This window comes from Salmonella sp. SSDFZ69 (assembly GCF_004010755.1).
In the GTDB taxonomy this organism is placed as follows: domain Bacteria; phylum Pseudomonadota; class Gammaproteobacteria; order Enterobacterales; family Enterobacteriaceae; genus Salmonella; species Salmonella enterica.
Genome location: NZ_CP034831.1, coordinates 2,586,082 through 2,612,483, shown reverse-complemented (window position 1 = coordinate 2,612,483; position 26,402 = coordinate 2,586,082). Strand labels below are relative to the sequence as shown.

Annotated in this window: 26 protein-coding genes; 17 read left to right on the top strand and 9 right to left on the bottom strand. The window is 53.3% G+C overall.

The annotated features are described in order from the left end of the window. Positions 1-156 precede the first annotated feature (156 nt). The gene (gene gapA / locus EOS98_RS13020; protein ID WP_000153505.1) at positions 157-1,152 is read right to left on the bottom strand and encodes a glyceraldehyde-3-phosphate dehydrogenase; all 996 of its coding nucleotides are present in this window, start codon (positions 1,150-1,152) and stop codon (positions 157-159) included. A 341-nt stretch (positions 1,153-1,493) separates the two neighbouring features. On the opposite strand from gapA, the gene msrB reads away from it, so the two are divergent. After that, positions 1,494-1,907, top strand: coding sequence for a peptide-methionine (R)-S-oxide reductase MsrB (gene msrB / locus EOS98_RS13015; protein WP_001519539.1), 414 nt, complete (start codon positions 1,494-1,496; stop codon positions 1,905-1,907). A 41-nt stretch (positions 1,908-1,948) separates the two neighbouring features. Beyond that, a complete protein-coding gene (locus EOS98_RS13010) occupies positions 1,949-2,227 on the top strand; it encodes a YeaC family protein (protein WP_001046864.1) in 279 nt (92 codons plus the stop codon). A 351-nt stretch (positions 2,228-2,578) separates the two neighbouring features. Here EOS98_RS13010 and pncA read toward each other — a convergent pair whose 3' ends face one another. The 3 genes from pncA to sppA all read right to left on the bottom strand — a co-directional run bounded on the left by pncA (position 2,579) and on the right by sppA (position 6,230). Next, complete coding sequence (gene pncA / locus EOS98_RS13005; protein WP_126524057.1) at positions 2,579-3,235, bottom strand: bifunctional nicotinamidase/pyrazinamidase; 657 nt, start codon at positions 3,233-3,235, stop codon at positions 2,579-2,581. 26 nt (positions 3,236-3,261) lie between these two features. After that, positions 3,262-4,278 carry an asparaginase gene (ansA, locus tag EOS98_RS13000; protein ID WP_001170134.1) on the bottom strand — a complete coding sequence of 339 codons (1,017 nt, stop codon included), beginning with the start codon at positions 4,276-4,278 and terminating at the stop codon, positions 3,262-3,264. A 95-nt stretch (positions 4,279-4,373) separates the two neighbouring features. Beyond that, positions 4,374-6,230, bottom strand: a complete 1,857-nt coding sequence (gene sppA / locus EOS98_RS12995; protein ID WP_126524058.1) for a signal peptide peptidase SppA — start codon at positions 6,228-6,230, stop codon at positions 4,374-4,376. A gap of 173 nt (positions 6,231-6,403) precedes the next feature. On the opposite strand from sppA, the gene EOS98_RS12990 reads away from it, so the two are divergent. From EOS98_RS12990 to topB, 3 genes are all read left to right on the top strand, one after another. After that, positions 6,404-6,955, top strand: coding sequence for an NAD(P)H nitroreductase (locus tag EOS98_RS12990; protein WP_126524059.1), 552 nt, complete (start codon positions 6,404-6,406; stop codon positions 6,953-6,955). Positions 6,956-7,072: 117 nt separating this feature from the next. Then, entirely contained in the window at positions 7,073-8,116 is a 1,044-nt protein-coding gene (gene selD / locus EOS98_RS12985; protein WP_001294888.1) for a selenide, water dikinase SelD, read from the top strand. Between the two features lie 4 nt (positions 8,117-8,120). Beyond that, positions 8,121-10,070, top strand: coding sequence for a DNA topoisomerase III (topB, locus tag EOS98_RS12980; protein WP_023202067.1), 1,950 nt, complete (start codon positions 8,121-8,123; stop codon positions 10,068-10,070). 29 nt (positions 10,071-10,099) lie between these two features. On the opposite strand, the gene gdhA is transcribed toward topB, so the two are convergent. Continuing rightward, positions 10,100-11,443, bottom strand: a complete 1,344-nt coding sequence (gene gdhA / locus EOS98_RS12975) for an NADP-specific glutamate dehydrogenase (RefSeq protein ID WP_000372865.1) — start codon at positions 11,441-11,443, stop codon at positions 10,100-10,102. A 238-nt stretch (positions 11,444-11,681) separates the two neighbouring features. On the opposite strand from gdhA, the gene EOS98_RS12970 reads away from it, so the two are divergent. Beyond that, positions 11,682-11,957, top strand: coding sequence for a YnjH family protein (locus EOS98_RS12970; protein WP_126524060.1), 276 nt, complete (start codon positions 11,682-11,684; stop codon positions 11,955-11,957). Here the strand turns inward: EOS98_RS12970 and EOS98_RS12965 are convergent. Further along, positions 11,917-12,333: a pyrimidine (deoxy)nucleoside triphosphate diphosphatase gene (locus tag EOS98_RS12965; RefSeq protein WP_000592136.1), complete on the bottom strand. Its 417-nt coding sequence runs from the start codon at positions 12,331-12,333 to the stop codon at positions 11,917-11,919. The two genes, EOS98_RS12970 and EOS98_RS12965, sit on opposite strands and share 41 nt — an antisense overlap. A gap of 72 nt (positions 12,334-12,405) precedes the next feature. Next, positions 12,406-13,212, bottom strand: a complete 807-nt coding sequence (gene xthA, locus EOS98_RS12960; protein WP_000673951.1) for an exodeoxyribonuclease III — start codon at positions 13,210-13,212, stop codon at positions 12,406-12,408. Positions 13,213-13,657: 445 nt separating this feature from the next. On the opposite strand from xthA, the gene EOS98_RS12955 reads away from it, so the two are divergent. The 6 genes from EOS98_RS12955 (at position 13,658) to spy (ending at position 20,506) form a co-directional block, all read left to right on the top strand. Next, positions 13,658-14,884, top strand: a complete 1,227-nt coding sequence (locus EOS98_RS12955) for an aspartate aminotransferase family protein (protein ID WP_001534648.1) — start codon at positions 13,658-13,660, stop codon at positions 14,882-14,884. Next, positions 14,875-15,909, top strand: a complete 1,035-nt coding sequence (astA, locus tag EOS98_RS12950) for an arginine N-succinyltransferase (protein WP_023207146.1) — start codon at positions 14,875-14,877, stop codon at positions 15,907-15,909. Before EOS98_RS12955 ends, astA begins: the two co-directional genes overlap by 10 nt. Further along, the gene (astD, locus tag EOS98_RS12945; protein WP_086805339.1) at positions 15,906-17,384 is read left to right on the top strand and encodes a succinylglutamate-semialdehyde dehydrogenase; all 1,479 of its coding nucleotides are present in this window, start codon (positions 15,906-15,908) and stop codon (positions 17,382-17,384) included. The genes astA and astD overlap by 4 nt, the downstream gene beginning before the upstream one ends. Then, a complete protein-coding gene (gene astB, locus EOS98_RS12940; RefSeq protein ID WP_000123947.1) occupies positions 17,381-18,724 on the top strand; it encodes an N-succinylarginine dihydrolase in 1,344 nt (447 codons plus the stop codon). The genes astD and astB overlap by 4 nt, the downstream gene beginning before the upstream one ends. Continuing rightward, entirely contained in the window at positions 18,717-19,685 is a 969-nt protein-coding gene (gene astE / locus EOS98_RS12935) for a succinylglutamate desuccinylase (protein WP_079842418.1), read from the top strand. Before astB ends, astE begins: the two co-directional genes overlap by 8 nt. Positions 19,686-20,020: 335 nt before the next feature. Then, positions 20,021-20,506: an ATP-independent periplasmic protein-refolding chaperone Spy gene (spy, locus tag EOS98_RS12930; protein ID WP_001228998.1), complete on the top strand. Its 486-nt coding sequence runs from the start codon at positions 20,021-20,023 to the stop codon at positions 20,504-20,506. A gap of 74 nt (positions 20,507-20,580) precedes the next feature. Here spy and cho read toward each other — a convergent pair whose 3' ends face one another. Together cho and nadE are read right to left on the bottom strand one after the other, a co-directional pair. Beyond that, complete coding sequence (cho, locus tag EOS98_RS12925; protein WP_001518228.1) at positions 20,581-21,462, bottom strand: excinuclease Cho; 882 nt, start codon at positions 21,460-21,462, stop codon at positions 20,581-20,583. Positions 21,463-21,582: 120 nt separating this feature from the next. Beyond that, complete coding sequence (gene nadE, locus EOS98_RS12920) at positions 21,583-22,410, bottom strand: ammonia-dependent NAD(+) synthetase (protein WP_000174982.1); 828 nt, start codon at positions 22,408-22,410, stop codon at positions 21,583-21,585. Positions 22,411-22,628: 218 nt separating this feature from the next. Here nadE and osmE point away from each other — a divergent pair, with 218 nt between their 5' ends. From osmE to chbR, 5 genes are all read left to right on the top strand, one after another. Then, entirely contained in the window at positions 22,629-22,970 is a 342-nt protein-coding gene (gene osmE / locus EOS98_RS12915) for an osmotically-inducible lipoprotein OsmE (RefSeq protein WP_001039301.1), read from the top strand. Positions 22,971-23,270: 300 nt separating this feature from the next. Next, complete coding sequence (gene chbB, locus EOS98_RS12905) at positions 23,271-23,591, top strand: PTS N,N'-diacetylchitobiose transporter subunit IIB (RefSeq protein ID WP_000412161.1); 321 nt, start codon at positions 23,271-23,273, stop codon at positions 23,589-23,591. A gap of 82 nt (positions 23,592-23,673) precedes the next feature. Then, entirely contained in the window at positions 23,674-25,032 is a 1,359-nt protein-coding gene (chbC, locus tag EOS98_RS12900; RefSeq protein WP_000073063.1) for a PTS N,N'-diacetylchitobiose transporter subunit IIC, read from the top strand. Positions 25,033-25,082: 50 nt separating this feature from the next. Then, on the top strand, positions 25,083-25,430 hold the full coding sequence (gene chbA / locus EOS98_RS12895; RefSeq protein WP_000459883.1) for a PTS N,N'-diacetylchitobiose transporter subunit IIA: 348 nt from the start codon (positions 25,083-25,085) through the stop codon (positions 25,428-25,430). A 10-nt stretch (positions 25,431-25,440) separates the two neighbouring features. Beyond that, positions 25,441-26,283: a transcriptional regulator ChbR gene (gene chbR / locus EOS98_RS12890; protein ID WP_000983393.1), complete on the top strand. Its 843-nt coding sequence runs from the start codon at positions 25,441-25,443 to the stop codon at positions 26,281-26,283. Positions 26,284-26,402: the final 119 nt, after the last annotated feature.

Genomic DNA, 26,402 nt, shown 5'->3' with positions numbered 1-26,402 from the left:
ACATCCCTGATTCATCCCGATAAGTTCGACTTCCGTCAGTGATTCGGGTGAGAAAGCATAGCCAACACACCTGCAACTTGAAGTATGACGGGTATATCTTTAAGCAAAAAAAAGAGCGACCTGAGTCGCTCTTACCAATGACTGTGTCATCTCAACTTATTTGGAGATGTGAGCAATCAGGTCCAGTACTTTGTTGGAGTAACCGGTTTCGTTATCGTACCAGGAGACCAGTTTCACGAAGTTGTCGTTCAGCGCGATGCCTGCTTTAGCATCGAACACGGAAGTGCATACTTCGCCGTTGAAATCGGTAGATACAACGTCGTCTTCGGTGTAACCCAGAACGCCTTTCATTTCGCCTTCGGCAGCAGCTTTAACAGCAGCTTTGATCTGCTCGTAGGTAGCCGCTTTTTCCAGACGAACGGTCAGGTCAACAACAGATACGTTCGGAGTAGGAACGCGGAACGCCATACCAGTCAGTTTGCCATTCAGTTCCGGCAGTACTTTACCTACCGCTTTAGCAGCGCCAGTAGAGGACGGGATGATGTTCTGAGATGCGCCGCGGCCGCCGCGCCAGTCTTTGTGAGACGGGCCGTCAACGGTTTTCTGGGTTGCGGTAGTCGCGTGAACAGTGGTCATCAGACCTTCGATGATGCCGAAGTTGTCGTTGATAACTTTAGCCAGCGGCGCCAGGCAGTTGGTGGTGCAGGAAGCGTTGGAAACGATGTCCTGGCCTTCGTATTTGTCAAAGTTAGCGCCTTTAACAAACATTGGGGTGTTGTCTTTAGACGGACCCGTCAGAACCACTTTTTTCGCGCCAGCGGTGATGTGTTTACGCGCGGTTTCGTCAGTCAGGAAGATACCGGTAGCTTCAGCCACTACGTCAACACCAACTTCGTCCCATTTCAGGTTAGCCGGATCGCGTTCAGCGGTAACACGGATTTTTTTACCGTTAACGATCAGATGACCGTCTTTCACTTCAACAGTACCGTCGAAACGGCCGTGAGTGGAGTCATATTTCAGCATGTATGCCATGTACTCTGCGTCTAACAGGTCGTTGATTGCAACGATCTCGATGTCAGAACGTTTCTGAGCAGCACGGAAAACAATGCGACCGATACGGCCAAAACCGTTGATACCTACTTTGATAGTCATATATTCCACCAGCTATTTGTTAGTGAATAAAAGGTTGCCTGTAAAATTACAAAAACCTTACGCAGCGTCAAGCGGAATCGTGTCAATCATTGCGACAAATCAATCCTCTGCACAACCTTTGCGCGGCTGATTCGCCTCACTCTTCCTTTCGGCTTGAAACCACATGGGGGCGCCGCCCCGAATTTTAAAGGCCAACCGAGATAATAATGTGACATCAGTCACGATTCGTGAGCCGCCATTTCGCAATGATCAAGTTTAGAACAAAAGTTGGTACTGAGGTGTTAATGTTTTGTTAGAATCGGTCAGGCAATGTGAGCACGTTTAAAGTGAGATGTGAGCAAATGGCTAACCAACCTTCAGCAGAAGAACTCAAGAAAAAATTGTCCGAAATGCAATTCTATGTGACGCAGGATCGTGGCACAGAACCGCCATTTACCGGACGCCTGCTACATAATAAACGCGATGGGGTTTATCACTGCCTGGTCTGTGATACGCCGCTTTTTCACTCCCACACCAAATACGATTCAGGCTGCGGCTGGCCTAGCTTTTACCAGCCCGTCAGCGAAGAGGCGATTCGTTACATAGACGATTTTTCTCATGGCATGCAGCGTGTCGAAATTCGTTGTGGTAACTGCGATGCGCATCTCGGACACGTTTTCCCGGACGGGCCGCAGCCAACCGGTGAGCGCTATTGCGTTAACTCGGCCTCGCTGGCCTTTTCTGACGAGAAAAACGGCGATCAACTGAAAGGCTGAAAAAACGATTCAGCAAATTATTCCACAGGAGCGGACACATCATGAATCTTGATGAGATCATTAACAGCATGACGCCGGAAGTGTATCAACGTTTATCCACCGCCGTTGAGCTGGGTAAATGGCCGGATGGCGTGGCGTTGACGCCGGAACAGAAAGAAAACAGCCTGCAACTGGTGATGCTATGGCAGGCGCGGCACAATACCGAAGCGCAACATATGACGATCGATACTCACGGTCAGATGGTGATGAAAAGCAAGCAGCAGCTCAAAGCGGATTTCGGTATTACGTCAAAGCCGATTGCGACATTGAAAATGCAGTAACGGCAGCCGGATTAAGAGGTAGCCGCCATCCGGCGGTTTCATTGCCGATGCGTTGTGCTTACCGGGCCTGCACATTGCTGTCAGGCACAGGCCCGCCATATTTTTACCCATTACGCTTAATGTCCAGCGAGTCCGCCAACTGTGTCGCTAACTGATTATTGTCATCGGTGCCTTATTCCCAGAACATTGCGCCAGCCAGCCCGCGCTTTTTAATCTGTTTTGTTAGAAGCGCTCTCCAGCCTGCGTTGAGCTTTGCCTGGTAGCGACGCTGACGTGACGTATCCGGCCCAAAGATCTATGCAATGGTCTCACTGTTGCGTGATGTATTGACCGGATACGATACCTGCTCCGCTACCTGGCGACAGCCTGGCCCTGCGTCTCTTCCCAGTCTGCCAGCGTATACAGCGTCGCGCCTGCCGCCGACATCTCCATAAACGCGTGTGCGCTATCCTGCGGGTGAATATTCACGCCGCGACAGCCATCGGTGATAACGTTAACGGCATAGCCCAACTCTAGCGCATCCAGCACCGTAAATTTTACGCAGTAATCGGTCGCCAACCCCATCACGATAAGCTCGGTAACGTCATGCTCGCGAAGCCAGGTATCAAGGGTAGTTTTCTGCCGATGTTCGTTGTCAAAAAACGCGCTGTAGCTATCAATCAGCGGGTTTTCACCCTTATAGATGCAGGCGTCAATCGCATGTTGGTTAAGCAGGGGATGTAACGCCGCGCCGTCGGTATGTTGAACGCAGTGATCCGGCCAGAGCGTTTGCGGCAGCCCGTCCAGCTCTCCCTGACTATAGGGTTCCGCCTGATGCTGGCTGGCGAAGCTGCCATGCTGCGCGGGATGCCAGTCCTGGCTGGCCAGCACCGGAATCTGCCGGGGCTGGCACCAGTCAATAAGAGCGTTGGCGATGTCGATGGTGCTGTCGCCTTCCGCTACAGCCAGCGCGCCGCCGGCGCAAAAGTCATTTTGCAAGTCGACCAGTAATAAGGCCCGGTTTGTCATTATCTTCTCCTTGTCGTCGGGATTTTTTAATCATCCGGCGTCAATTCACCACGCAAGTTTTGCGCCATCGCGCTACGAATCGCCTGAGTGTCCAGACCCTGGCTTAACAAATAATGCAGTTTGGTTAAGGTAGCTTCGACGGTCATATCGGCACCGCCAATCACGCCAGCGTGCGCCAGCGCATTACCGGTAGCGTACCCGCCCATATTGACTCGCCCTGACATGCATTGCGTCAGGTTAACCACCACGATGCCGCGCGAACTGGCCTCTTTCAGCTCCTGTAAAAACGCTTTATTTTGCGGCGCGTTGCCTACGCCATAAGAGCGCAGAATCAGCGCTTTTACCGGCTGACGCAGAAAGTTACGTACTACCTCGGCGGAAATCCCCGGATAAATCGTCACTACGCCTATCGGCTGCGGCGTAATAGGGTGCACGATTAATTCACCAGAACCGTAGGGCGCGGGAGGCGTATTTAAACGGCGAATGTGAATTCCTGCTTCCAGCAAGGGCGGCAGATTAGGAGAGGCAAAAGCGTCAAAACCATCCGCATGGGCTTTGGTCGTGCGATTACCGCGGAACAGACGATTATTAAAAAACAGCGTTACTTCATTAATAGGGTAGTTGGCGGCGACATAAAGCGCATTCAGCAAATTAATTTGCCCGTCGGAACGCAGCTCAGCCAGCGGAATTTGTGACCCTGTCACAATAACCGGTTTACCCAGATTTTCCAGCATGAAAGAGAGCGCCGATGCGGTAAACGCCATCGTGTCGGTGCCGTGCAGAATAACAAAACCGTCATACTCATCGTAGTGCGCTTTGATATCTGCAGCGATATGCTGCCAGTCTTCCGGCGTCATATCTGATGAATCCATCAGCGGGGCATATTCATGGATGGTAAAATCCGGCATCTCCGGGCGGTGGAATTCCGGCATCAGCGCCAGCTGACGCTGAAGGTGCCCGGACACCGGGATATACCCTTTATCTGAGCGCTGCATACCGATAGTGCCGCCGGTATAGGCAACGTAAATTGATTTCTTTTGCATGATAATGTTCAGTCGTGTCGCGAAGGACGTATTAATGATTATCGGATGGCGGCTATGAGCAGACGCCGCCATCCGGTATGGCTATTGATGAAGCATTAGCGAACGTTCGCGCAAGTCAAACAGAACGCATAACGGTTTTGCGGATCGTTAAATGCCGCCAGTTTATCCCCCTCGGCCTTCACCGTGTTGGCGGCGGAAACGAGCGGCGCCGGGAGCATCGCCTGAATGGCCTCCGGCAGCATGGCGCGTACTGATCCGGTCATACTGTCCATGACCATATCAAGGACCGTCGGTTCGTCCTGATAGTAATCAAGATGCCACTGTTTCAGTTTCGCCAGCTCCGCCGCTTTGGCGACGGCGTCGTCAAAGTCGCCGAGACTGTCCACCAGACCATTGGCTTTCGCGTCTTCTCCGGTCCAGACATGGCCTTGTGCGATTTTATCAATCTGCTCCGGCGTACGCTTACGCGCGTCTGCCACCAGTGTGATAAAGCGTTTGTAGCCGTACTCAATACTGAGTTGCATCATCTGCTGCACTTCCGGTGACAGCGCTTTGGTCATCGAAATATCCGCCAGCGGCGAGGTGGAAACGCCGTCGCTGTGTACGCCAATCGACGACAGGCTGTTTTCTACCGTATTGATGACGCCGAAGATGCCAATTGAACCCGTCAGCGTGCTGGGGCTGGCCACGATATAGTTTGCCGGCGTAGAGATCCAGTAACCGCCGGAGGCCGCCATACCGCCCATTGAGACCACCACCGGTTTGCCAGCCGCTCTTGCTGCCGCCAGTTCGGCGCGGATAACTTCGGAGGCGTTGACGCTACCGCCTGGACTATTGACGCGCAGCACAATCGCTTTCACTTTAGGATCAAGGCGTGCGTCGCGGATCTGCGATGCCGTAGTGTCGCCGCCGACATTCCCTGGCGTTTCTTCGCCATCCATAATCGCGCCATTGGCGAAAATAACCGCAATAGTACCGCCGGTATCCGCAGGCGTTTTCAGCGAATAATCGTAATAGCTGATCGCGCGATAGTTATTTTCGGTTTTGCTCCAGCCAAACTGCTTCGTCAGCGCTTTTTCAACATCTGCGCTGGAGGCGAGGGCGTCCACCAGTTTATGGTCGAGCGCATATTTGGCGGTGTCGCCGCCCACGCTGGTTAACCCGTCGATAATAGCCTGCGCGCCGGGGAAGAGTTGTTGCGGCGAAATCTGGCGATTGGCGGAAACGGTATGCAGGTAGTTCTGCCACAGTTCGCCTATCCAGCGGCTGTCGGCCTCGCGGGCGGCGGGCGACATATCGTCGCGGATAAACGGCTCGACGGCGGATTTATAGGTGCCGACCCGGAAAACGTGGGTAGAGACTTTCAGTTTATCCAGCAGCGTTTTGTAGTACAGGCCATTCGTAGCGAAGCCGTGAAGATCTACCAGACCCTGTGGGGAAAGCCAAATTTTATTGGCGAAACTGGCGAGGTAATACTGACCCTGGCTGTAGTTTTCACCCACGGCGAAAACCGGTTTGCCGCTATCGCGGAATTCGCGCAGCGCTTTACCGATATAGCGCATTGACGGCTGATCGGCACCGGTGAAGTTTTTCAGATCCAGAACGATACCCGTGATGTTACGGTCATCTTTCGCCTGACGAATAGCGTTGACGATGTCAAACAGGGAGTTTTCCTGCAGACGGTCGGAGCTGGCGCCAAATAACTGGCGTCCCAGCGCGCCCAGACGGTGATTGGTGGAGGGTTTATCCACAATGACGCCGGAAATATCCAGCAGCAGAGCGCCGCGCGCGGTTTGCTCACTGTTGCTGCCGTTACCGATCTGCATCCAGATCCCAACGCCCACCAGAACCAAAAAAATAAAGAACAGGTTGAGTACCATTTCACGGACGAGGTTCAACACTCGCCACGTCCATTTAAAAAATCCGGCAATAAATCGCCACAGGGTTCGCATGTATTCTCCCTATCTGAGTAACAACGCTTATACCTTGGTGAGGATAAAGCATTAAGATGTGGCTATCGTAATGACCCATCAGGCAGTTGTCAGCAGGAATCACTGCCTGCGCTGTAACAAAATCCGCTCCCGTGTTAATTTTGTGAATAAATATCATTGCTGGAGTTAATCAAATGGATGCACTAGAACTGCTGGTCAACCGTCGTAGCGCCTCTCGTCTCGCAGAACCGGCGCCTGTCGGCGAGAAATTACAGAACATTCTGCGGGCGGGAATGCGTGTTCCCGATCATAAGTCTCTACAGCCGTGGCGTTTTTTTGTGATTGAAGGAGAGGGGCGCGACCGCTTCAGCGCCGTGCTTGAACAAGGCGCTGTCGCTGCCGGGGGCGATGAGAAAGCAATCGAAAAAGCGCGTAATGCGCCGTTTCGCGCGCCGCTGATCATTACCGTGGTGGCGAAATGCGAAGAAAACCATAAGGTTCCCGTGTGGGAACAGGAGATGTCTGCCGGATGCGCGGTGATGGCGATGCAAATGGCGGCGATTGCGCAAGGGTTTAATGGTATCTGGCGTAGCGGCGCATTAACGGAGAGCGCTATCGTGCGGGAAGCCTTTGAGTGCCGCCCGCAGGATAAAATTGTTGGTTTTCTCTATCTCGGCACGCCGCAGCTCAAAGCGTCAACGACGATCAGTACCCCCGACCCCACGCCGTTTGTGCGTTATTTCTGACGCTGAGGGATAAAACTGTCTGGATTCTGAGCAAAGGCGCGGTAATTCAGACAGTGATACTTACCACATCAGGGAATGAGCGCTACCATAGCGCGAATGCAATGACAGGAGATGTCCATGAGCGAGCAAGCCATTCGTTTAACGCAATACAGCCACGGCGCTGGTTGCGGTTGTAAAATTTCCCCTAAAGTGCTGGAGACTATCCTGCATAGCGAGCAGGCGAAGTTCGTCGACCCGAACCTGCTGGTGGGTAATGAAACCCGCGATGATGCGGCGGTTTACGATCTGGGTAATGGCACCAGTATTATCAGCACCACCGACTTCTTTATGCCGATAGTCGATAACCCGTTTGATTTTGGCCGCATTGCGGCAACAAACGCCATCAGCGATATTTTTGCGATGGGCGGCAAACCGATTATGGCGATCGCGATCCTTGGCTGGCCGATTAATACCCTGTCGCCCGATATTGCGCGTGAAGTGACCGAGGGGGGGCGTTTTGCCTGCCGTCAGGCCGGTATCGCGCTGGCGGGCGGACACTCTATTGACGCCCCGGAGCCGATCTTTGGTCTCGCGGTCACAGGCGTAGTGCCGACCGAACGGGTGAAGAAAAACAGTACCGCGCAGGCGGGATGCAAACTCTTTCTGACCAAACCGTTGGGGATTGGCGTGTTGACCACCGCCGAGAAAAAATCGCTGCTTAAGCCTGAACATCAGGGGCTGGCGACGGAAGTCATGTGTCGGATGAACATTGCTGGCGCGGCGTTTGCCAATATCGACGGCGTAAAAGCTATGACTGACGTTACCGGTTTTGGCCTGCTGGGGCACCTGAGCGAGATGTGCCAGGGCGCAGGCGTGCAGGCGCTGCTTTGCTATCAGGACATCCCTAAACTGCCGGGCGTGGAAGAGTATATTGCTCTGGGCGCCGTACCGGGCGGCACAGAGCGCAACTTCGCCAGCTATGGTCATTTGATGGGCGACATGTCGCGTGAAGTTCGTAGCCTGCTGTGCGATCCGCAAACGTCAGGCGGTCTGTTGTTGGCGGTAACGCCGGACGCCGAAGACGATGTTAAAGCCACCGCGGCGGAATTTGGTATCGATCTGACCGCGATTGGCGAACTGGTCGAGGCCCGCGGCGGTCGCGCTATGGTTGAGATTCGTTAACCTGATGCGGTTGTTTATTGCCGAAAAACCGAGTCTGGGGCGCGCCATTGCGGATGTGCTGCCAAAACCGCACCGTAAAGGCGATGGTTTTATTGAGTGCGGAAACGGGCAGGTCGTCACCTGGTGTATTGGTCATTTGCTGGAACAGGCGCAGCCGGATGCGTATGACAGCCGTTATGCGCGCTGGAATCTGGCTGACCTGCCTATCGTGCCGGAAAAATGGCAGCTTCAGCCTCGTCCTTCCGTCACCAAACAGCTCAATGTGATTAAGCGCTTTTTGCATCAAGCCGGTGAAATTATTCACGCCGGCGACCCGGATCGCGAAGGGCAGCTTCTGGTTGATGAAGTGCTGGATTATCTCCAGCTTCCTGCCGAAAAGCGCCAGCAGGTGCGGCGTTGTCTGATAAACGACCTTAACCCGCAGGCGGTCGAGCGTGCTATCGACAGGCTGCGGGCGAACAGCGACTTCGTGCCGCTGTGCGTCTCCGCGCTGGCGCGAGCGCGAGCGGACTGGCTGTATGGCATTAATATGACCCGCGCTTACACGATCCTGGGCCGTAATGCCGGCTATCAGGGCGTGTTATCCGTGGGACGCGTGCAGACGCCGGTACTGGGGCTGGTGGTGCGGCGAGACGAAGAGATTGAGAACTTCGTCGCCAAAGACTTCTTTGAAGTGAAGGCGCACATCGTTACGCCTGCCGACGAGCGTTTTACCGCTATCTGGCAGCCGAGCGAGGCGTGCGAACCTTATCAGGATGAAGAGGGGCGCTTGCTGCATCGTCCGCTGGCGGAGCATGTAGTGAACCGAATCAACGGTCAGCCCGCGCTGGTAACCAGTTATAATGATAAACGGGAATCAGAATCCGCGCCGCTGCCGTTTTCGCTCTCGACGCTACAGATTGAAGCCGCTAAACGCTTTGGCCTGAGCGCGCAAAACGTGCTTGATATTTGTCAGAAGCTCTATGAAACCCACAAACTGATTACCTATCCGCGTTCCGACTGCCGTTATCTGCCGGAAGAACACTTTGCCGGACGGCAGGCGGTCATGAACGCGATTAGCGTCCACGCCCCGGATTTACTGCCGCAGCCTGTGGTTAACCCTGATACGCGCAATCGCTGCTGGGATGACAAAAAAGTGGATGCGCACCACGCGATTATCCCGACGGCGCGCAGTTCTTCTGTCCATCTGACGGAAAACGAAGCGAAAGTGTACACCCTGATTGCGCGTCAGTATCTGATGCAGTTCTGCCCGGACGCGGTGTTTCGTAAATGCGTTATTGAACTGGAAATCGCCAAAGGAAAATTTGTCGCCAAAGCGCGTTTTCTGGCGGAGGCCGGTTGGCGGACGTTACTGGGCAGTAAAGAGCGCGACGAGGAAAACGACGGTACGCCGCTGCCGGTTGTCGCCAAAGGTGATGAGTTGCTGTGTGAAAAGGGGGAAGTGGTCGAGCGCCAAACCCAGCCGCCGCGTCATTTCACCGATGCGACATTGCTTTCCGCGATGACCGGAATTGCCCGCTTCGTGCAGGATAAAGATCTGAAAAAGATCCTGCGCGCGACCGATGGGCTGGGGACGGAAGCCACGCGCGCCGGGATTATCGAACTGCTGTTCAAACGTAGCTTTCTGACCAAAAAAGGGCGCTATATTCATTCTACCGATGCTGGCAAAGCGTTAATACATTCGCTGCCGGAAATGGCGGCCCGTCCAGATATGACCGCGCACTGGGAATCTGTTTTGACGCAAATCAGCGAAAAACAGTGCCGTTACCAGGATTTTATGCAACCGCTGGTCGGCACGTTATATCAGCTGATCGAGCAGGCTAAGCGCACGCCGGTGAAGCGCTTCAGAGGGATAGTCGCGCCAGGCGGCGGAGAAAAGAAAAAGAGCGCGCCGCGTAAGCGAGCGGGCAAAAAAAGCCCGCCTGCTGAGGAGACAGGCCGTCAGACCGAATAAGCGTAAAGCTATCTGGCCTGACGACGGGATTAAATGACGCCCTGCGCCAGCATGGCGTCGGCGACTTTCACGAAACCGGCGATGTTGGCGCCCTGAACGTAGTTGGTATGCTTATTGTCGCCGCCGTACTCGACACAGGCGTGGTGGATGTCCAGCATAATGTGATGCAGACGGGCGTCCACTTTCTCGGCTTTCCAGCTCAACCGCGCGGCGTTCTGCGCCATTTCCAGCCCCGATGTCGCCACGCCGCCCGCGTTGGCGGCTTTACCCGGCGCAAACAGTACGCCCGCCTCAAGGAAGAGATCGGTCGCTTCAATCGTGGTTGGCATATTTGCCCCTTCCGCCACGGCTTTTACGCCATTGGCAATCAGTACGCGCGCGGCGTCAACGTCCAGTTCGTTCTGCGTCGCGCATGGCAGGGCGATATCCACCGGTACGCTCCAGGGCTGCTGGCCTTCCAGATAGGTTAAGCCAAACTCACGGGCGTAGTCAGCGACGCGACCGTCACGGCTGGCTTTAATTTCACACAGACGCGCCAGCTTCTCTGGCGTGAAGCCACTTTCATCGACCACCGTCCCGCTCGAATCCGACGCGGTAACCACGCGCGCGCCAAAGGCCATCGCTTTCTCAATGGCGTATTGCGCTACGTTGCCGGAGCCGGACACGGCGACGCGCATCCCTTCGAAACCGAGACCATGACGTTTAAGCATTGCTTCGGTGAAGTAGACCAGGCCATAGCCCGTCGCCTCCGGGCGAATCAGGCTGCCGCCGAAGGAAAGCCCTTTGCCGGTGAAGACGCAGGCGCTGTTATTGGAAAGCTTGCGCATCATTCCCGCCATAAAGCCCACTTCGCGCCCGCCCACGCCGATATCCCCGGCAGGCACGTCGGTATCCGGCCCTAAATGGCGATACAGTTCAGTCATCAGCGCCTGGCAGAAACGCATCACTTCGCCTTCGCTTTTCCCTTTCGGATCGAAATCGCTGCCGCCTTTACCGCCGCCCATCGGCAACGTGGTGAGGGCATTTTTAAAGGTTTGCTCAAAGCCGAGGAACTTAAGGATGGAAAGGTTTACCGAAGGATGGAAGCGCATACCGCCTTTATAGGGGCCGATAGCAGAGTTGAACTGCACGCGCCAGGCGCGATTTACCTGCACCTGGTTTTTGTCGTCCAGCCACACTACGCGAAACTGAATTACGCGCTCTGGTTCAACCAAACGTTCCAGTAAAGACATGTGGCGGTAACGGGGGTTTTGTTCAAGAAACGGCCACAGGGTGGTCATGACTTCACGGACGGCTTGCGCGAACTCGGTTTGATGCGGGTCGCGCTTTTGTACATGGTTGAGGAACGATTCCAGAGAACATGTCTGATCCATAGATATAAAAACCTCTTATATATTAATGTGGTTGTATTTGCGTTTTATCAGAATATGTATTTGCAGTTTTCGACTATACCATCAGCAATGTGACGGTAAGCAAGAAAAAAATGACGCTGCTAAGTAAATTCATAACGGGGCGAGGGTCATAACTAAAAGCGATGACAAAAGAGGATTAAAGTTTTCACGGCGGCTTACCGTTATACTGAGAATATACTTAGAAAAATAAGGAACTCCTATGTGCCGAAGCCTCGTGGTCGCCGTGATGGCGATAATGCCAGTGGTCGGGCTGGCAAACCAGAACAGTCGTCCTGATATTCAGGTGAATGTCCCGCCGGAAGTTTTCAGCACGCGCGGTCAGTCGTCCCAGCCCTGCATTCAGTGCTGCGTTTACCAGGATCAGAATTACTCCGAAGGCGCGGTAATAAAAGTGGAAGGCGTCTTGCTCCAGTGCCAGCGTGACGAAAAAACCATCAGCACGAATCCGTTAGTCTGGCGTCGCGTAAAGCCATAAACGCCTGCAATAGCGGAATATCCGCCGGGGCGAGGGGGTACTCCAGCGCCTCTTCCGGCGTACACCAGGCTAATGCCTGATGTTCCAGCGCACGTATCAGACCGTTAAACGCAGGCACATGCCAGGCGTGCAAATGAATTCGTCGGCCAGACACGTCGCGTTGATGGCTGGCGATATAGACGCCGGGCGTGGCGTCAATCCCTAACTCTTCGCGTAGCTCGCGGATAAGCGCCTGCGGCTGGGTTTCGCCGGGTTCGACTTTACCGCCGGCAAACTCCCATAAACCGGCTTGATCCGCATGAGCTGGGCGCTGGGCCAGCAGAATTTTGCCGTCGCGTTCAATGATGGCGGCAACAACATCGAGTTTTTTTATCATTGTCGTTAAGGTCGTTATTCCTGCCGGGAAGCGTCGCGCTATCCCGGCCTTACGGTTAATCAGAAAGCGGAATCAAACACGAAACGTCGCCCAGACCGGCGCATGGTCGGAGGGTTTTTCCATACTGCGAATGTCGTAGTCTATACCGGTTTCTGCGCAACGTTCCGCCAGCGGAGCGCTTGCCAGCAAGAGATCGATGCGCAGTCCGCGATTATCCACGAAACCTTTTGAGCGGTAATCAAACCACGAAAATTTATCCATCGTTTGCGGATTCGCCTCACGGAACGTGTCCACTAATCCCCACTTCAGTAACCGTGACATCCATTCACGCTCCTCCGGCAGGAAGGAGCATTTACCGGTACGCAGCCAGCGTTTGCGGTTCTCTTCGCCGATGCCAATATCCAGATCGGTCGGACTGATATTCATGTCGCCCATAATTAATACCGGATTATCGCACTTGAGTTCCGTTTCAAGATAGTTTTGCAAGTTCTGATAAAACTGCGCTTTCGCGGGGAACTTCAACGGATGATCCCGGCTTTCCCCCTGCGGGAAATAGCCGTTAATGACGGTAATATTACCCAGCGGCGAGGGGATTTCCGCCATGATAATGCGGCGTTGCGCCTCTTCGCCATCATCCGGGAAACCGCGTCTGACGGAAATGGGCGTGGCTTTTGTTAGCAGCGCGACGCCGTAATGGCCTTTTTGTCCATGATAGAAAACGTTATAGCCCAGCTTCGCGACCTCTTCGAGCGGGAACATTTCGTCGTGGACTTTTGTCTCCTGTAGGCCGATCACATCGGGCTGGTGTTTTTCGACAATCGCTTCAAGCTGATGGGGACGGGCGCGCAGGCCGTTGATATTAAAAGAGACAAATTTCATAGTCACTGCCACTTTGCAAGGTGAATCGTGTTGGGATGGTAACAGAAATTTTACCGGGTGACTGCCACTCATCGTCAGATTCGGCCAATGGAAGCGTATGGTGTTTTCTATAGCGCGAAAATGGCACAGTTTGCGTGCAGATGCGCCAGAACGGGGCGGTAATTTCCAGTAAATTTCGTATAAGATCACAATTCCAGAATTATATTTGGCAACTGAATAATATTTCGCTTTTTCCTCTTTTTAGCCACCGATTATGCGGGAATATTCACTTTTCATGCAGTAAAAGTGAATATCGCTACGCTGTAACCCATTGATTTACCGTTTATCACTTCTGTTTATGCAATGTTAACGCTGGCTGGCACGAATGCTGCAATCTACATTTACAGCGCAAACACTCATATTAATTAACATATAAATAACTTTATTTTTACTAAAAGAGGTCGCTATGTCTCTGTCAGTTACGCGCGAAAACTTTGATGAATGGATGGTGCCGGTATATGTTCCCGCGCCTTTTATTCCTGTACGCGGAGAAGGCTCACGCCTGTGGGATCAGCAGGGGAAAGAGTATATTGATTTTGCTGGCGGGATCGCGGTCAACGCCTTGGGACATGCGCATCCGGCGCTGCGCGAGGCGTTAAATGAACAGGCGAATCGCTTCTGGCATACCGGGAACGGTTACACCAATGAACCGGCGCTGCGACTGGCGAAAAAACTGATCGACGCGACCTTCGCCGAACGCGTTTTCTTTTGTAATTCAGGCGCTGAAGCAAATGAAGCAGCATTAAAACTGGCGCGCAAATATGCCCACGATCGTGTCGGCAATCATAAAAGCGGCATTGTGGCCTTTAAAAACGCGTTCCATGGTCGCACGCTCTTTACCGTCAGCGCTGGCGGTCAACCCACCTATTCACAGGACTTTGCGCCGCTGCCGCCGGATATTCGTCATGCAGCCTATAACGATCTGAACTCCGCCAGCGCGCTAATTGATGACAATACCTGCGCCGTGATCGTAGAACCGGTGCAGGGCGAGGGCGGCGTGATCCCCGCCACGAAAGCTTTTTTGCAGGGGCTGCGTGAATTGTGCGACCGGCATCAGGCGTTACTGATTTTTGATGAGGTGCAGACGGGCGTCGGACGTACCGGCGAACTGTATGCATATATGCATTATGGCGTTACGCCCGATATCCTGACGACCGCTAAAGCGTTGGGCGGCGGCTTCCCGATCGGCGCGATGCTGACCACGCAAGACTATGCCAGCGTCATGACGCCAGGCACGCATGGCACCACCTACGGCGGTAATCCGCTGGCGACGGCAGTTGCCGGAAAAGTACTGGATATCATCAATACGCCGGAGATGCAAAACGGCGTCAGACAGCGCCACGATGCGTTTATTGAACGTCTAAATACCCTTAATGTGCGTTTTGGCATGTTCAGTGAAATTCGCGGGCTGGGGCTACTGCTTGGCTGTGTGCTACAGACGGAGTTTGCCGGAAAAGCCAAACTCATCGCCCAGGAAGCGGCAAAAGCAGGCGTGATGGTGCTCATTGCCGGTGGCGACGTGGTGCGTTTTGCGCCAGCGTTAAATGTGAGCGACGAGGAGATAGCCACCGGGCTTGATCGTTTTGCCCTGGCGTGCGAACGCCTTCAGACGGGAGGCGCATCATGCGGGTGATTCGTCCTGTCGAACATGCGGATATCGCCGCGCTGATGCAGCTTGCAGGCAAAACGGGCGGCGGCTTAACCTCGCTACCGGCAAATGAAGCGACGCTGGCGGCCCGCATTGAACGCGCGCTAAAAACCTGGTCCGGCGAGCTGCCAAAAGGCGAACAAGGGTATGTATTCGTTCTCGAAGACAGTGAAACGGGTGAGGTCGGCGGGATCTGCGCCATTGAGGTCGCGGTCGGCCTTAACGACCCCTGGTATAACTATCGTGTCGGTACGCTGGTTCATGCCTCCAAAGAGCTGAATGTATATAACGCGTTGCCAACATTATTCCTGAGTAATGATCACACTGGCAGCAGTGAGCTGTGCACGCTGTTTCTCGATCCCGAATGGCGTAAAGAGGGTAACGGCTACCTGTTGTCAAAATCGCGCTTTATGTTTATGGCCGCGTTTCGCGATAAATTCAATGAGAAAGTGGTGGCGGAAATGCGCGGCGTCATTGACGAGCACGGTTATTCTCCCTTCTGGCAAAGTCTCGGCAAACGCTTTTTCTCTATGGATTTCAGCCGGGCGGATTTTTTATGCGGTACCGGGCAAAAAGCGTTTATCGCCGAGCTGATGCCCAAACATCCTATTTATACCCACTTCTTATCTGAAGAGGCACAGGCCGTGATTGGCGAAGTCCACCCGCAAACGGCGCCAGCCCGCGCGGTGCTGGAAAAGGAAGGTTTTCGCTATCGCCACTATATCGACATCTTCGACGGTGGGCCGACGCTGGAGTGTGATATTGACCGCGTGCGGGCCATTCGTAAAAGCCGACTGGTGGAAGTCGCGGAAGGGCAACCCGCGCCTGGCGACTATCCGGCATGTCTGGTCGCCAATGAAAACTATCACCACTTTCGGGCCGCGCTGGTGCGTGCCGATCCGCAGACTTCACGACTTGTACTTACCGCCGCGCAGTTGGATGCGCTGAAATGTCGCACGGGCGACCACGTTCGGCTGGTACGCCTTTGCGCAGAGGAGAAAACCGTATGACGCTATGGATAAACGGCGACTGGATAACCGGTCAGGGCGAACGCCGCCGCAAAACGAACCCGGTGAGCGCGGAGATACTTTGGCAGGGGAATGACGCTAATGCGGCACAGGTCGCCGAGGCCTGTCAGGCGGCGCGCGCGGCGTTTCCTCGTTGGGCCAGACAGCCTTTTGCCGCACGACAGGCTATCGTAGAGAAATTTGCCGCCCTGCTGGAGGCGCATAAAGCCGAGCTCACGGAGGTCATCGCGCGTGAAACCGGTAAACCGCGCTGGGAGGCGGCAACGGAAGTGACGGCGATGATCAATAAGATTGCCATCTCGATTAAGGCTTACCACGCCAGAACAGGCGAACAAAAAAGCGAACTTGTCGATGGCGCCGCGACGTTGCGCCATCGTCCTCACGGTGTGCTGGCGGTATTCGGCCCTTATAACTTTCCCGGCCATTTACCGAATGGCCATATTGTGCCCGCGTTGCTGGCAGGCAATACGCTGATCTTCAAACCTAGCGAGCTAACGCCATGGACCGGGGAAACGGTAATAAAACTCTGGGAACGGGCCGGGCTACCGGCAGGCGTTCTTAATCTGGTGCAGGGCGGCCGGGAGACCGGACAAGCGCTAAGTTCGCTCGACGATCTCGATGGGCTGCTGTTTACCGGCAGCGCCAGTACCGGATATCAGCTTCATCGCCAGCTATCCGGCCAGCCGGAAAAAATCCTGGCCCTTGAAATGGGCGGAAACAATCCGCTCATTATTGAGGATGCGGCAAATATAGATGCGGCGGTACATCTGACGCTGCAATCGGCGTTTATTACCGCCGGACAGCGCTGTACCTGCGCGCGACGCCTTCTGGTAAAACAGGGTGCGCAGGGAGATGCATTTCTGGCGCGGCTGGTTGACGTCGCCGGACGTCTGCAGCCCGGCAGATGGGACGACGATCCGCAGCCGTTTATCGGCGGACTGATTTCAGCGCAGGCGGCACAGCATGTGATGGAGGCCTGGCGTCAACGAGAGGCATTAGGCGGTCGCACGCTACTGGCGCCGCGGAAGGTCAAAGAGGGAACCTCTCTGCTGACGCCTGGCATCATTGAGCTGACGGGCGTCGCGGATGTGCCGGATGAAGAGGTGTTTGGTCCGCTGCTGAGCGTCTGGCGTTATGCGCATTTCGATGAGGCGATTCGTCTGGCGAATAATACCCGCTTCGGTCTGTCGTGTGGGCTGGTGTCGACGGATCGCGCGCAGTTCGAACAGCTCTTGCTGGAGGCGCGGGCAGGGATCGTTAACTGGAATAAACCGCTCACCGGGGCAGCGAGTACTGCGCCGTTTGGTGGTATCGGCGCGTCTGGCAACCATCGGCCCAGCGCCTGGTATGCCGCCGATTATTGCGCCTGGCCGATGGCCAGTCTGGAATCTCCCGAACTAACGTTGCCTGCGACATTAAGCCCCGGCCTCGACTTTTCTCGCAGGGAGGCGGTATGACGGCGCATGAAGTTAATTTTGACGGGCTGGTGGGGCTTACGCACCATTATGCCGGGCTATCCTTCGGCAATGAGGCATCGACCCGCCACCGTTTTCAGGTGTCGAATCCTCGTCTGGCAGTAAAGCAGGGGCTGCTAAAGATGAAGGCTTTGGCGGATGCCGGCTTTCCCCAGGCGGTGATCCCGCCGCATGAGCGGCCTTTTATTCCGGCGTTGCGTCAGCTCGGCTTCACGGGTAGCGATGAGCAGATTCTGGATAAGGTTGCGCGTCAGGCGCCACGCTGGCTTTCCAGCGTGAGTTCCGCGTCGCCAATGTGGGTTGCGAATGCGGCGACGGTTTGCCCATCGGCAGACGCGCTGGACGGGAAAGTTCACCTGACGGTGGCGAATTTAAACAATAAATTTCATCGCGCTCTTGAGGCGCCTGTTACCGAAGCGCTGCTACGCGCCATATTTCGCGATGAAAGTCAGTTTTCAGTGCATAGCGCGTTACCGCAGGTCGCATTATTGGGAGATGAAGGCGCGGCGAATCATAACCGTCTGGGCGGCGAGTATGGTTCGGCAGGCGTGCAGCTTTTTGTCTATGGGCGCGAAGAGGAGAATGAAATACGACCCGCTCGTTATCCGGCGCGCCAGAGCCGCGAAGCCAGCGAGGCCGTGGCGCGTCTTAATCAGGTGAATCCGCAACAGGTTATCTTCGCTCAGCAAAACCCGGAGGTCATCGATCAAGGCGTATTCCATAATGATGTCATCGCCGTTTCGAATCGACAGGTATTGTTTTGTCACGAAGCGGCGTTTGCCCGTCAGAAAGTGCTCATTAATCAGTTGCGTACGCGCGTTGACGGTTTTATGGCGATAGAGGTGCCCGCCGGCGAGGTTTCTGTATCAGATGCTGTGGCGACCTACCTGTTTAATAGTCAGTTGTTAAGCCGTGACGACGGCTCAATGCTGTTAGTGTTGCCGCGGGAATGTCAGGACCATGCCGGCGTCTGGCGCTATCTGAATAAGCTGGTGGCGGAGGATAACCCCATCAGCGCGATGCAGGTGTTTGATTTGCGAGAAAGTATGGCCAACGGCGGCGGCCCGGCCTGTCTGCGATTACGCGTGGTGTTAACAGAAGAAGAACGAAGGGCGGTGAATCCAGCGGTAATGATGAATGACGCTCTGTTTACGGCCCTTAACGCGTGGGCGGATCGTTATTATCGCGATCGCCTGACCGCTGCCGATCTGGCCGATCCGTTATTATTGCGAGAAGGCCGGGAGGCGCTGGATGTGTTAACGCGTCTGCTGGATTTGGGGTCGGTTTATCCTTTCCAGCAAACGGGGGCGGCTGATGGATAACTTTCTGGCGTTGACGCTAAGTGGCACGACACCACGGGTGACGCAGGGGAAGGGCGCGGGTTTTCGCTGGCGCTGGTTAGGCCATGGTCTGCTTGAACTCACGCCCGATGCGCCGGTCGACCGCGCGTTAATTCTTTCTGCGGGGATACACGGCAATGAAACCGCGCCGGTCGAGATGCTGGATAAGCTGCTGTCGGCGCTGTATTCAGGCAGCTTGACGTTAACGTGGCGAGTGCTGGTGGTACTCGGCAATCCGCAGGCGCTGGCGGCGGGAATACGCTATTGTCACAGCGATATGAACCGTATGTTTGGCGGGCGTTGGCAGTCCTTTGCCGAAAGCGATGAAACGCGGCGGGCGCGTGAGTTGGAGCTAAGTCTGGAAACCTTCTTTTCATCTGGCCAGGCGCGGGTACGCTGGCATCTGGATCTGCATACCGCCATTCGTGGCTCGCATCATTTGCGTTTTGGCGTATTGCCGCAGCGCGACCGCCCGTGGGAGGCGGATTTTCTGGCGTGGCTGGGCGCGGCAGGACTGGAGGCGTTGGTATTTCATCAGGCGCCCGGCGGTACGTTTACGCACTTTAGCTCTGAACATTTCGGCGCGCTTTCCTGTACGCTGGAGTTGGGAAAGGCGTTGCCGTTTGGGCAAAACGATCTGACGCAGTTCAGTGTAACCTCGCAGGCGTTGTCGGCGCTGCTGAGCGGTGTCGAAACGTCAACCTCGTTTTCGCCGCCGCTACGCTATCGGGTGGTGTCGCAAATCACGCGTCACAGCGACAAGTTCGCGCTTTATATGGATGCGCAAACGCTGAATTTTACTGCCTTTGCGAAGGGAACGTTGCTGGCCGAGGAGGGGGATAAACGTGTGACGGTGACGCATGACGTTGAATATGTTCTCTTTCCTAATCCCTCTGTCGCCTGCGGATTGCGGGCTGGATTAATGCTGGAAAGACTTCCCTGATAAATGTCCCTGTAAGCTCACGTTAGGATTACAGGGATGATTTGGGACACAGTTTCATGCTATTACGGATTATTCCTGGAGAATTGCTTTATTAATAAGCGTTGCTGCGTTATAGTTCTGCATAATTTCTGCTATATCATGCTGTTGTATATTTCTCTTTCAACTCTGCGCAATTTATTCTTTTTTTCTTCACAATTGGCGAAAAAGTGTTTTTTATACTTTCATTGTTTTACCGTTGTTATGACTAATTGACGCTAAGACGGTTAAAGTTAATCACGACAACACGGCGCTGTTTTAAATATGCCGTAAAAATAACTGAAAGGAAGGATGGAAATATGCGTAAACTGACTGCTCTATTTGTTGCCTCTACCCTGGCGATGGGCGCTGCGAATCTGGCTCATGCCGCCGAGACTACCACCGCCGCGCCAGCGGATGCGAAGCCAATGATGCAGCATAAAGGTAAATTTGGCCCACATCACGATATGATGTTTAAAAACCTGAACCTGACAGACGCACAGAAGCAACAAATTCGCGATATTATGAAAGCGCAGCGCGAGCAAATGAAACGTCCGCTGCTGGAAGAGCGTCGCGCCATGCATGATATTATTGCCAGCGATACCTTCGATAAAGCCAAAGCCGAAGCGCAAATTACGAAAATGGAAGCACAGCGCAAGGCCAATATGCTGGCGCATATGGAAACCCAGAATAAAATTTATAACGTTCTGACGCCGGAGCAGAAAAAGCAATATAACGCTAATTTTGAGAAGCGTCTGACAGAACGCCCGGCGCAAGAAGGTAAAATGCCTGCTGCGGCAGAATAACTTTCCGCATAATTTAAGACCGCCGGTCTTGTCGACAACACAATCGTTGAGGTGGACAGGATCGGCGGTTTTCTTTATGACTGGCGACAGTCGGTGTGCAGTTCAATGATCTCATATTGACCTGACATTAGTGGCTTACAGAGAATTTTATAGCCATCCTGATCAAAGCCCGCAGGGGTGCGCACCAGGGTGGCGGCCTCATCCAGCGAGGGTACCGCCCCCAGCCATAACCAGTTGTTGATAATGTGGAACTGGGTCATTTGTGGGCGGCTCTCTTTTAACGCGATAGCGCCTTTCCAGGGCCAGCAAACCACACGTAACCGTTCCAGTGAGGCCTGCAGACGAAGAAAATGCGCCTGCGGGGTTTCTTGCCCACAACACGCGCCAGCGCAGCGCTTCAGCGCGAAACGAAAACAGGCGCGCCCACGGCTTACCGGTTCAAGCCCCAGCAGGCCATAACACAATTTTTGCTCATCGGCGAGGTTCTGTAAGCTTTGCAGCGCTGCCCGACGGTTGGCGAAGAGCCCAAACAGGTTCGGCTCATGGGAAAAATCGACGCTGCGGGCGGAAACGACCTCAATCTTTTGTTCGCTCAACTGTAGAGAGCAAAGCTGGCGATTACGCCGTAACCGCTTGTTAAACAGCGGCTGTTGTTCTTTGATCAGCCGCGCCTCCAGCAGCAACGCGCCCATTTCCCCAGCGGTGCAGATCCAGCTTATCCGCCGCGCCTGTCGCAGCATAGCGGCCTCGTCAGGCGTTCGTAGATGTGAGAGCACCCGGCTGCGAATATTTACGCTTTTACCGATATAAAGCGGCAGCGTATCGCTTTCGCTATGAAATATATAGACGCCCGGTAAGGCTGGCGCTTCGCTGAGGAAAGGACGTAAATGTTCTGGATATTCGTAAATGGCCGCTGCTTCAAACTCAAGGCGGGGGGCTGATTGACGCCGTACCACAGTGATCTCCGCTAACTGGTTATGCATCCAGTATAACAGCGGATGGGTGATTAAAAAAGAGGCTGGGAAGAGAGGAGGCCGGATAGACGAGCGATATCCGGCACAACAGTAGAAGTACGCTTACTTTTTCCAAAAGTCGTCGAATACCGTAATCGGCAAACGGCGCTTATGTTCAGTTTTTACATACCAGCCTTCGATAGTTTTAGCGATGGCGGAGTCCAGCGTTTTGCCTTCCAGGTAATCGTCAATATTGTCATACGTTACGCCCAGCGCGGCTTCATCAGGCAGTGAAGGGCGGTCGTCTTCCAAATCGGCGGTGGGGACTTTTTTATACAGATGCTCAGGACAGCCCAGCGCTGCGAGAAGCTGTTTGCCCTGGCGTTTGTTAAGGCGATGAAGTGGGTTAATATCGGTACCGCCATCGCCATATTTGGTGAAGAACCCGGTTATCGCTTCCGCCGCATGGTCGGTGCCCACCACGACGCCGTGAGTCATACCGGCGATGCTATATTGCGCTTTCATTCGCTCACGCGCTTTTTCATTGCCGCGAACAAAATCGCTCAGCTCAATTCCCGCTTCGCGCAGCGCCTGCTCGCTGGCGAGGACGGCGCCTTTAATATTGACGGTGAGTACTCTGTCCGGCTGAATAAAAGCAATGGCGTCCTGGCAATCCTGTTCATCGGCCTGCACGCCATAAGGCAGACGAACGGCGATAAACTGCAGCGCATTATCACCAGTCTCTTCCCGCAATTCGGCGATAGCCATCTGGCTGAGTTTCCCGGCCAGCGTCGAATCCTGCCCGCCGCTGATGCCTAACACCAGCGATTTCAAAAAGGGATAGGTTTTCAGGTACGCTTTAAGAAAATCCACGCTGCGGCGAATTTCTTCTTCAGGGTTGATATGCGGTTTCGCGCCAAGCGCCTGGATTATCTCTTGCTGCAGAGTCATTTAACCCCCTTCGACATTAAAAAAATGAATCTTTACCCTGTTAAAGCTAACCCTTCGCCGCTGAAACGACAAGGTTTGGCGGGCTAAGCGGTGTTTAAAACAACATATCGCTGCGTTAGAGAATTTTCCGAAAGACTTTTTGTGGCGAGGCGCGGCTTGAAAAATGTTCTGATGTATTCCAGGCTTACATAACACGCTGATAAACAAGAGGACGGAAAATGAACAAGAACGTAGCAGGAATTTTAAGCGCAGCGGCGGTAATGACTATGCTGGCAGGCTGTACGGCGTATGATCGTACAAAAGACCAATTTGTTGAGCCTGTCGTTAAAGATGTTAAAAAAGGAATGAGCAGGGCGCAAGTTGCGCAGATTGCGGGCAAACCGTCATCTGAAGTGAGCATGATTCATGCGCGTGGTACCTGTCAGACCTACATCCTGGGTCAACGTGATGGTAAAGCGGAAACCTACTTTGTTGCGCTGGATGATACCGGGCACGTGATTAACTCCGGCTACCAGACCTGTGCGGAGTACGACACTGACCCACAGGCGCCGAAGCAGTAACAACTGTACATTGCCTGAACATTCAAGGAAACCGGCCTGCGAGCCGGTTTTTTTGTGCCTGCCATAACCTTATTTATTATCGCGAATTATTTGCCCGAAATGTGAGGGGGGTCATAACGCCAGGTCAATGAGAGACAATTTAGTGGGTCAAGGAAATACCATCCGGCGGTCCGATCCCGTATACTCATTTCAGCCACCTAAAAAAGTAAATCCGGTTACGCAAGTCGCCCAGAGTATGGATGCAGGTTGAGGCTTGCGGCGTATCTGGTTGACAGATAATCGTACATGAGGAAGGTTTTTATGGAAAAGAAACACATTTATCTGTTTTGTTCTGCGGGCATGTCAACATCGTTACTGGTATCAAAAATGCGCGCTCAGGCTGAAAAATATGAAGTGCCGGTGATTATTGAAGCATTCCCTGAAACCCTGGCCGGTGAAAAAGGCCCGGCAGCGGACGTCGTGTTATTAGGCCCGCAAATTGCTTATATGCTCCCCGAAATTCAGCGTTTATTACCCGGTAAACCGGTAGAAGTCATTGATTCAATGTTGTACGGCAAGGTAGATGGCTTAGGCGTGCTTAAAGCTGCGGTAGCGGCAATTAAAAAAGCCGCCGCGAATTAATTATTTTTTAATTTTTCCCGTCAAAGAGTTATTTCATACACTAACCGCAATATTTTATTGCGGTATTTAAGGGTATTTTTCTATGAGTAACGTTATTGCTTCACTTGAAAAGGTACTCCTTCCTTTTGCTGTAAAAATAGGAAAGCAGCCACACGTTAATGCAATCAAGAACGGCTTTATTCGTTTAATGCCATTAACCCTTGCGGGGGCGATGTTTGTATTAATTAATAACGTTTTCCTGAGCTTTGGGGAGGGGTCGTTTTTTTATTCCATGGGTATTCGGCTTGATGCCTCAACTATTGAAACTCTTAATGGATTGAAAGGCATCGGCGGGAACGTCTATAACGGCACATTGGGCATTATGTCGCTCATGGCGCCATTTTTTATCGGCATGGCGCTGGCGGAAGAGCGCAAGGTTGATGCGCTGGCCGCCGGATTGCTTTCCGTGGCGGCATTTATGACCGTAACGCCGTATAGTGTCGGCGAGGCCTATGCCGTAGGCGCTAACTGGCTGGGCGGCGCGAATATTATCTCCGGTATTATTATTGGTCTGGTGGTCGCGGAAATGTTTACATTTATTGTCCGGCGCAACTGGGTGATTAAACTACCGGACAGCGTACCGGCTTCGGTGTCTCGTTCATTCTCAGCATTAATTCCCGGCTTTATTATTCTCTCTATTATGGGGATTATTGCCTGGGCGCTGTCTAATTACGGTTCTAACTTCCATCAGATTATTATGGACACTATCTCTACGCCGCTGGCATCGCTGGGTAGCGTGGTAGGGTGGGCATATGTCATTTTTGTACCGCTGCTGTGGTTCTTTGGTATTCATGGTTCGCTGGCGCTGACCGCGCTGGATAGCGGCATCATGACGCCCTGGGCGCTGGAAAACATCTCTATTTACCAGCAGTATGGCTCCGTCGATGCGGCGCTGGAAGCCGGTAAAACGTTCCATATCTGGGCGAAACCGATGCTGGATTCTTATATCTTCCTCGGTGGCAGCGGCGCAACGCTGGGTCTGATCATCGCTATCTTCCTGGCATCCCGTCGCGCGGACTATCGCCAGGTGGCAAAACTGGCGCTGCCGTCAGGTATCTTCCAGATTAACGAACCCATCCTGTTTGGCCTGCCGATTATTATGAACCCGGTGATGTTTATCCCCTTCATTCTGGTACAGCCGATTCTGGCGGCGATTACGCTGGTGGCTTACTATTTGGGTATTATTCCGCCGATTACCAATATTGCGCCGTGGACCATGCCAACCGGGCTGGGGGCGTTCTTTAACACCAACGGCAGCGTTGCCGCATTACTGGTTGCGCTATTTAACCTGGCGGTCGCTACCCTGATTTATCTCCCCTTCGTGGTGGTGGCTAACAAAGCGCAGAACGCCATTGAGCAGGAAGAAAGCGAAGAAGATATCGCTAACGCACTGAAATTCTAAACTCCGCGTCGGCATGGGATGCCATGCCGGGCTGAATCAGAGGAAAGACTATGTTTGATCTTGAAAATGTTGTAGATAACCAGACAGCGGCTGAGGAACTCGAAGAAGTCGTTATGGGGCTTATCATCAATTCTGGTCAGGCGCGCAGCCTGGCATATGGCGCGCTCAGAAAAGCGAAAGAAGGCGATTTTGAGGCGGCGAAAGCGATGATGGACCAGTCGCGCATAGCGCTCAATGAAGCGCATCTTGTGCAGACAAAACTCATCGAAGGCGATCAGGGCGAAGGCAAAATGAAAGTCAGTCTGGTCCTGGTTCACGCTCAGGATCATTTGATGACATCAATGCTGGCTCGTGAACTGATCGCTGAGTTGATTGAGCTCCATGAGAAACTGAAATAACAGGGGGCGGATGATGCAGCTACAGGTTAACGCAACGGAAATCAAAACGGTTTATGAGCAGCAGCTCTTCAATGGCAAAAATTTCCATGTGTTTATCTATAACAAGACGGAAAGCGTCACCGGGCTGCATCAGCACGACTACTATGAATTTACCCTGGTATTAACCGGACGTTATTACCAGGAGATTAACGGGAAGCGTGTGCTGCTGGAACGTGGAGATTTTGTTTTTATCCCGGTGGGGTCGAATCACCAAAGTTTCTATGAATTTGGCGCAACACGTATTCTGAACGTAGGAATTAGTAAACGTTTTTTTGAACAGCATTATCTTCCGTTACTGCCGTTTTGTTTTGTGGCATCGCAGGTATACAGGGCGAATAGCACCTTCCTTACCTATATTGAAACGGTGATTGCGTCGTTGAATTTTCGCGGCAATGGGCTCGACGAATTTATCGAAGTGGTGACATTTTATATTATAAACCGCTTACGCCATTACCGCGAAGAGCAGGTTTATGATGATATTCCACAATGGCTGAAAGCAACCGTGGAGATAATGCATGATAAAACGCAGTTTGGCGAACATGCGCTGGAAAATATGGTGCGCCTGTCGGCAAAATCCCAGGAGTATCTGACGCGCGCCACCCGACGTTATTACAGCAAAACGCCGATGCAAATCATTAATGAGATTCGCATTAATTTTGCCAAGAAACAGTTGGAAATGACCAACTATTCGGTTACGGATATTGCTTATGAAGCCGGGTATAGCAGTCCAAGTCTGTTTATTAAAACGTTTAAGAAGATGACCTCATTTACGCCGAATAGTTATCGGAAGCGATTGACGGAAATTAATGAGTAACGGTTTGCATTGCTCGATTAATTACATTTCACGCTTGCCCCAATAGCGCGGGGAACGTCACGCTATTTCTTACGAGCGGGCATAGCGTAATACATATCAGTGTCATACACTGAAGGGAG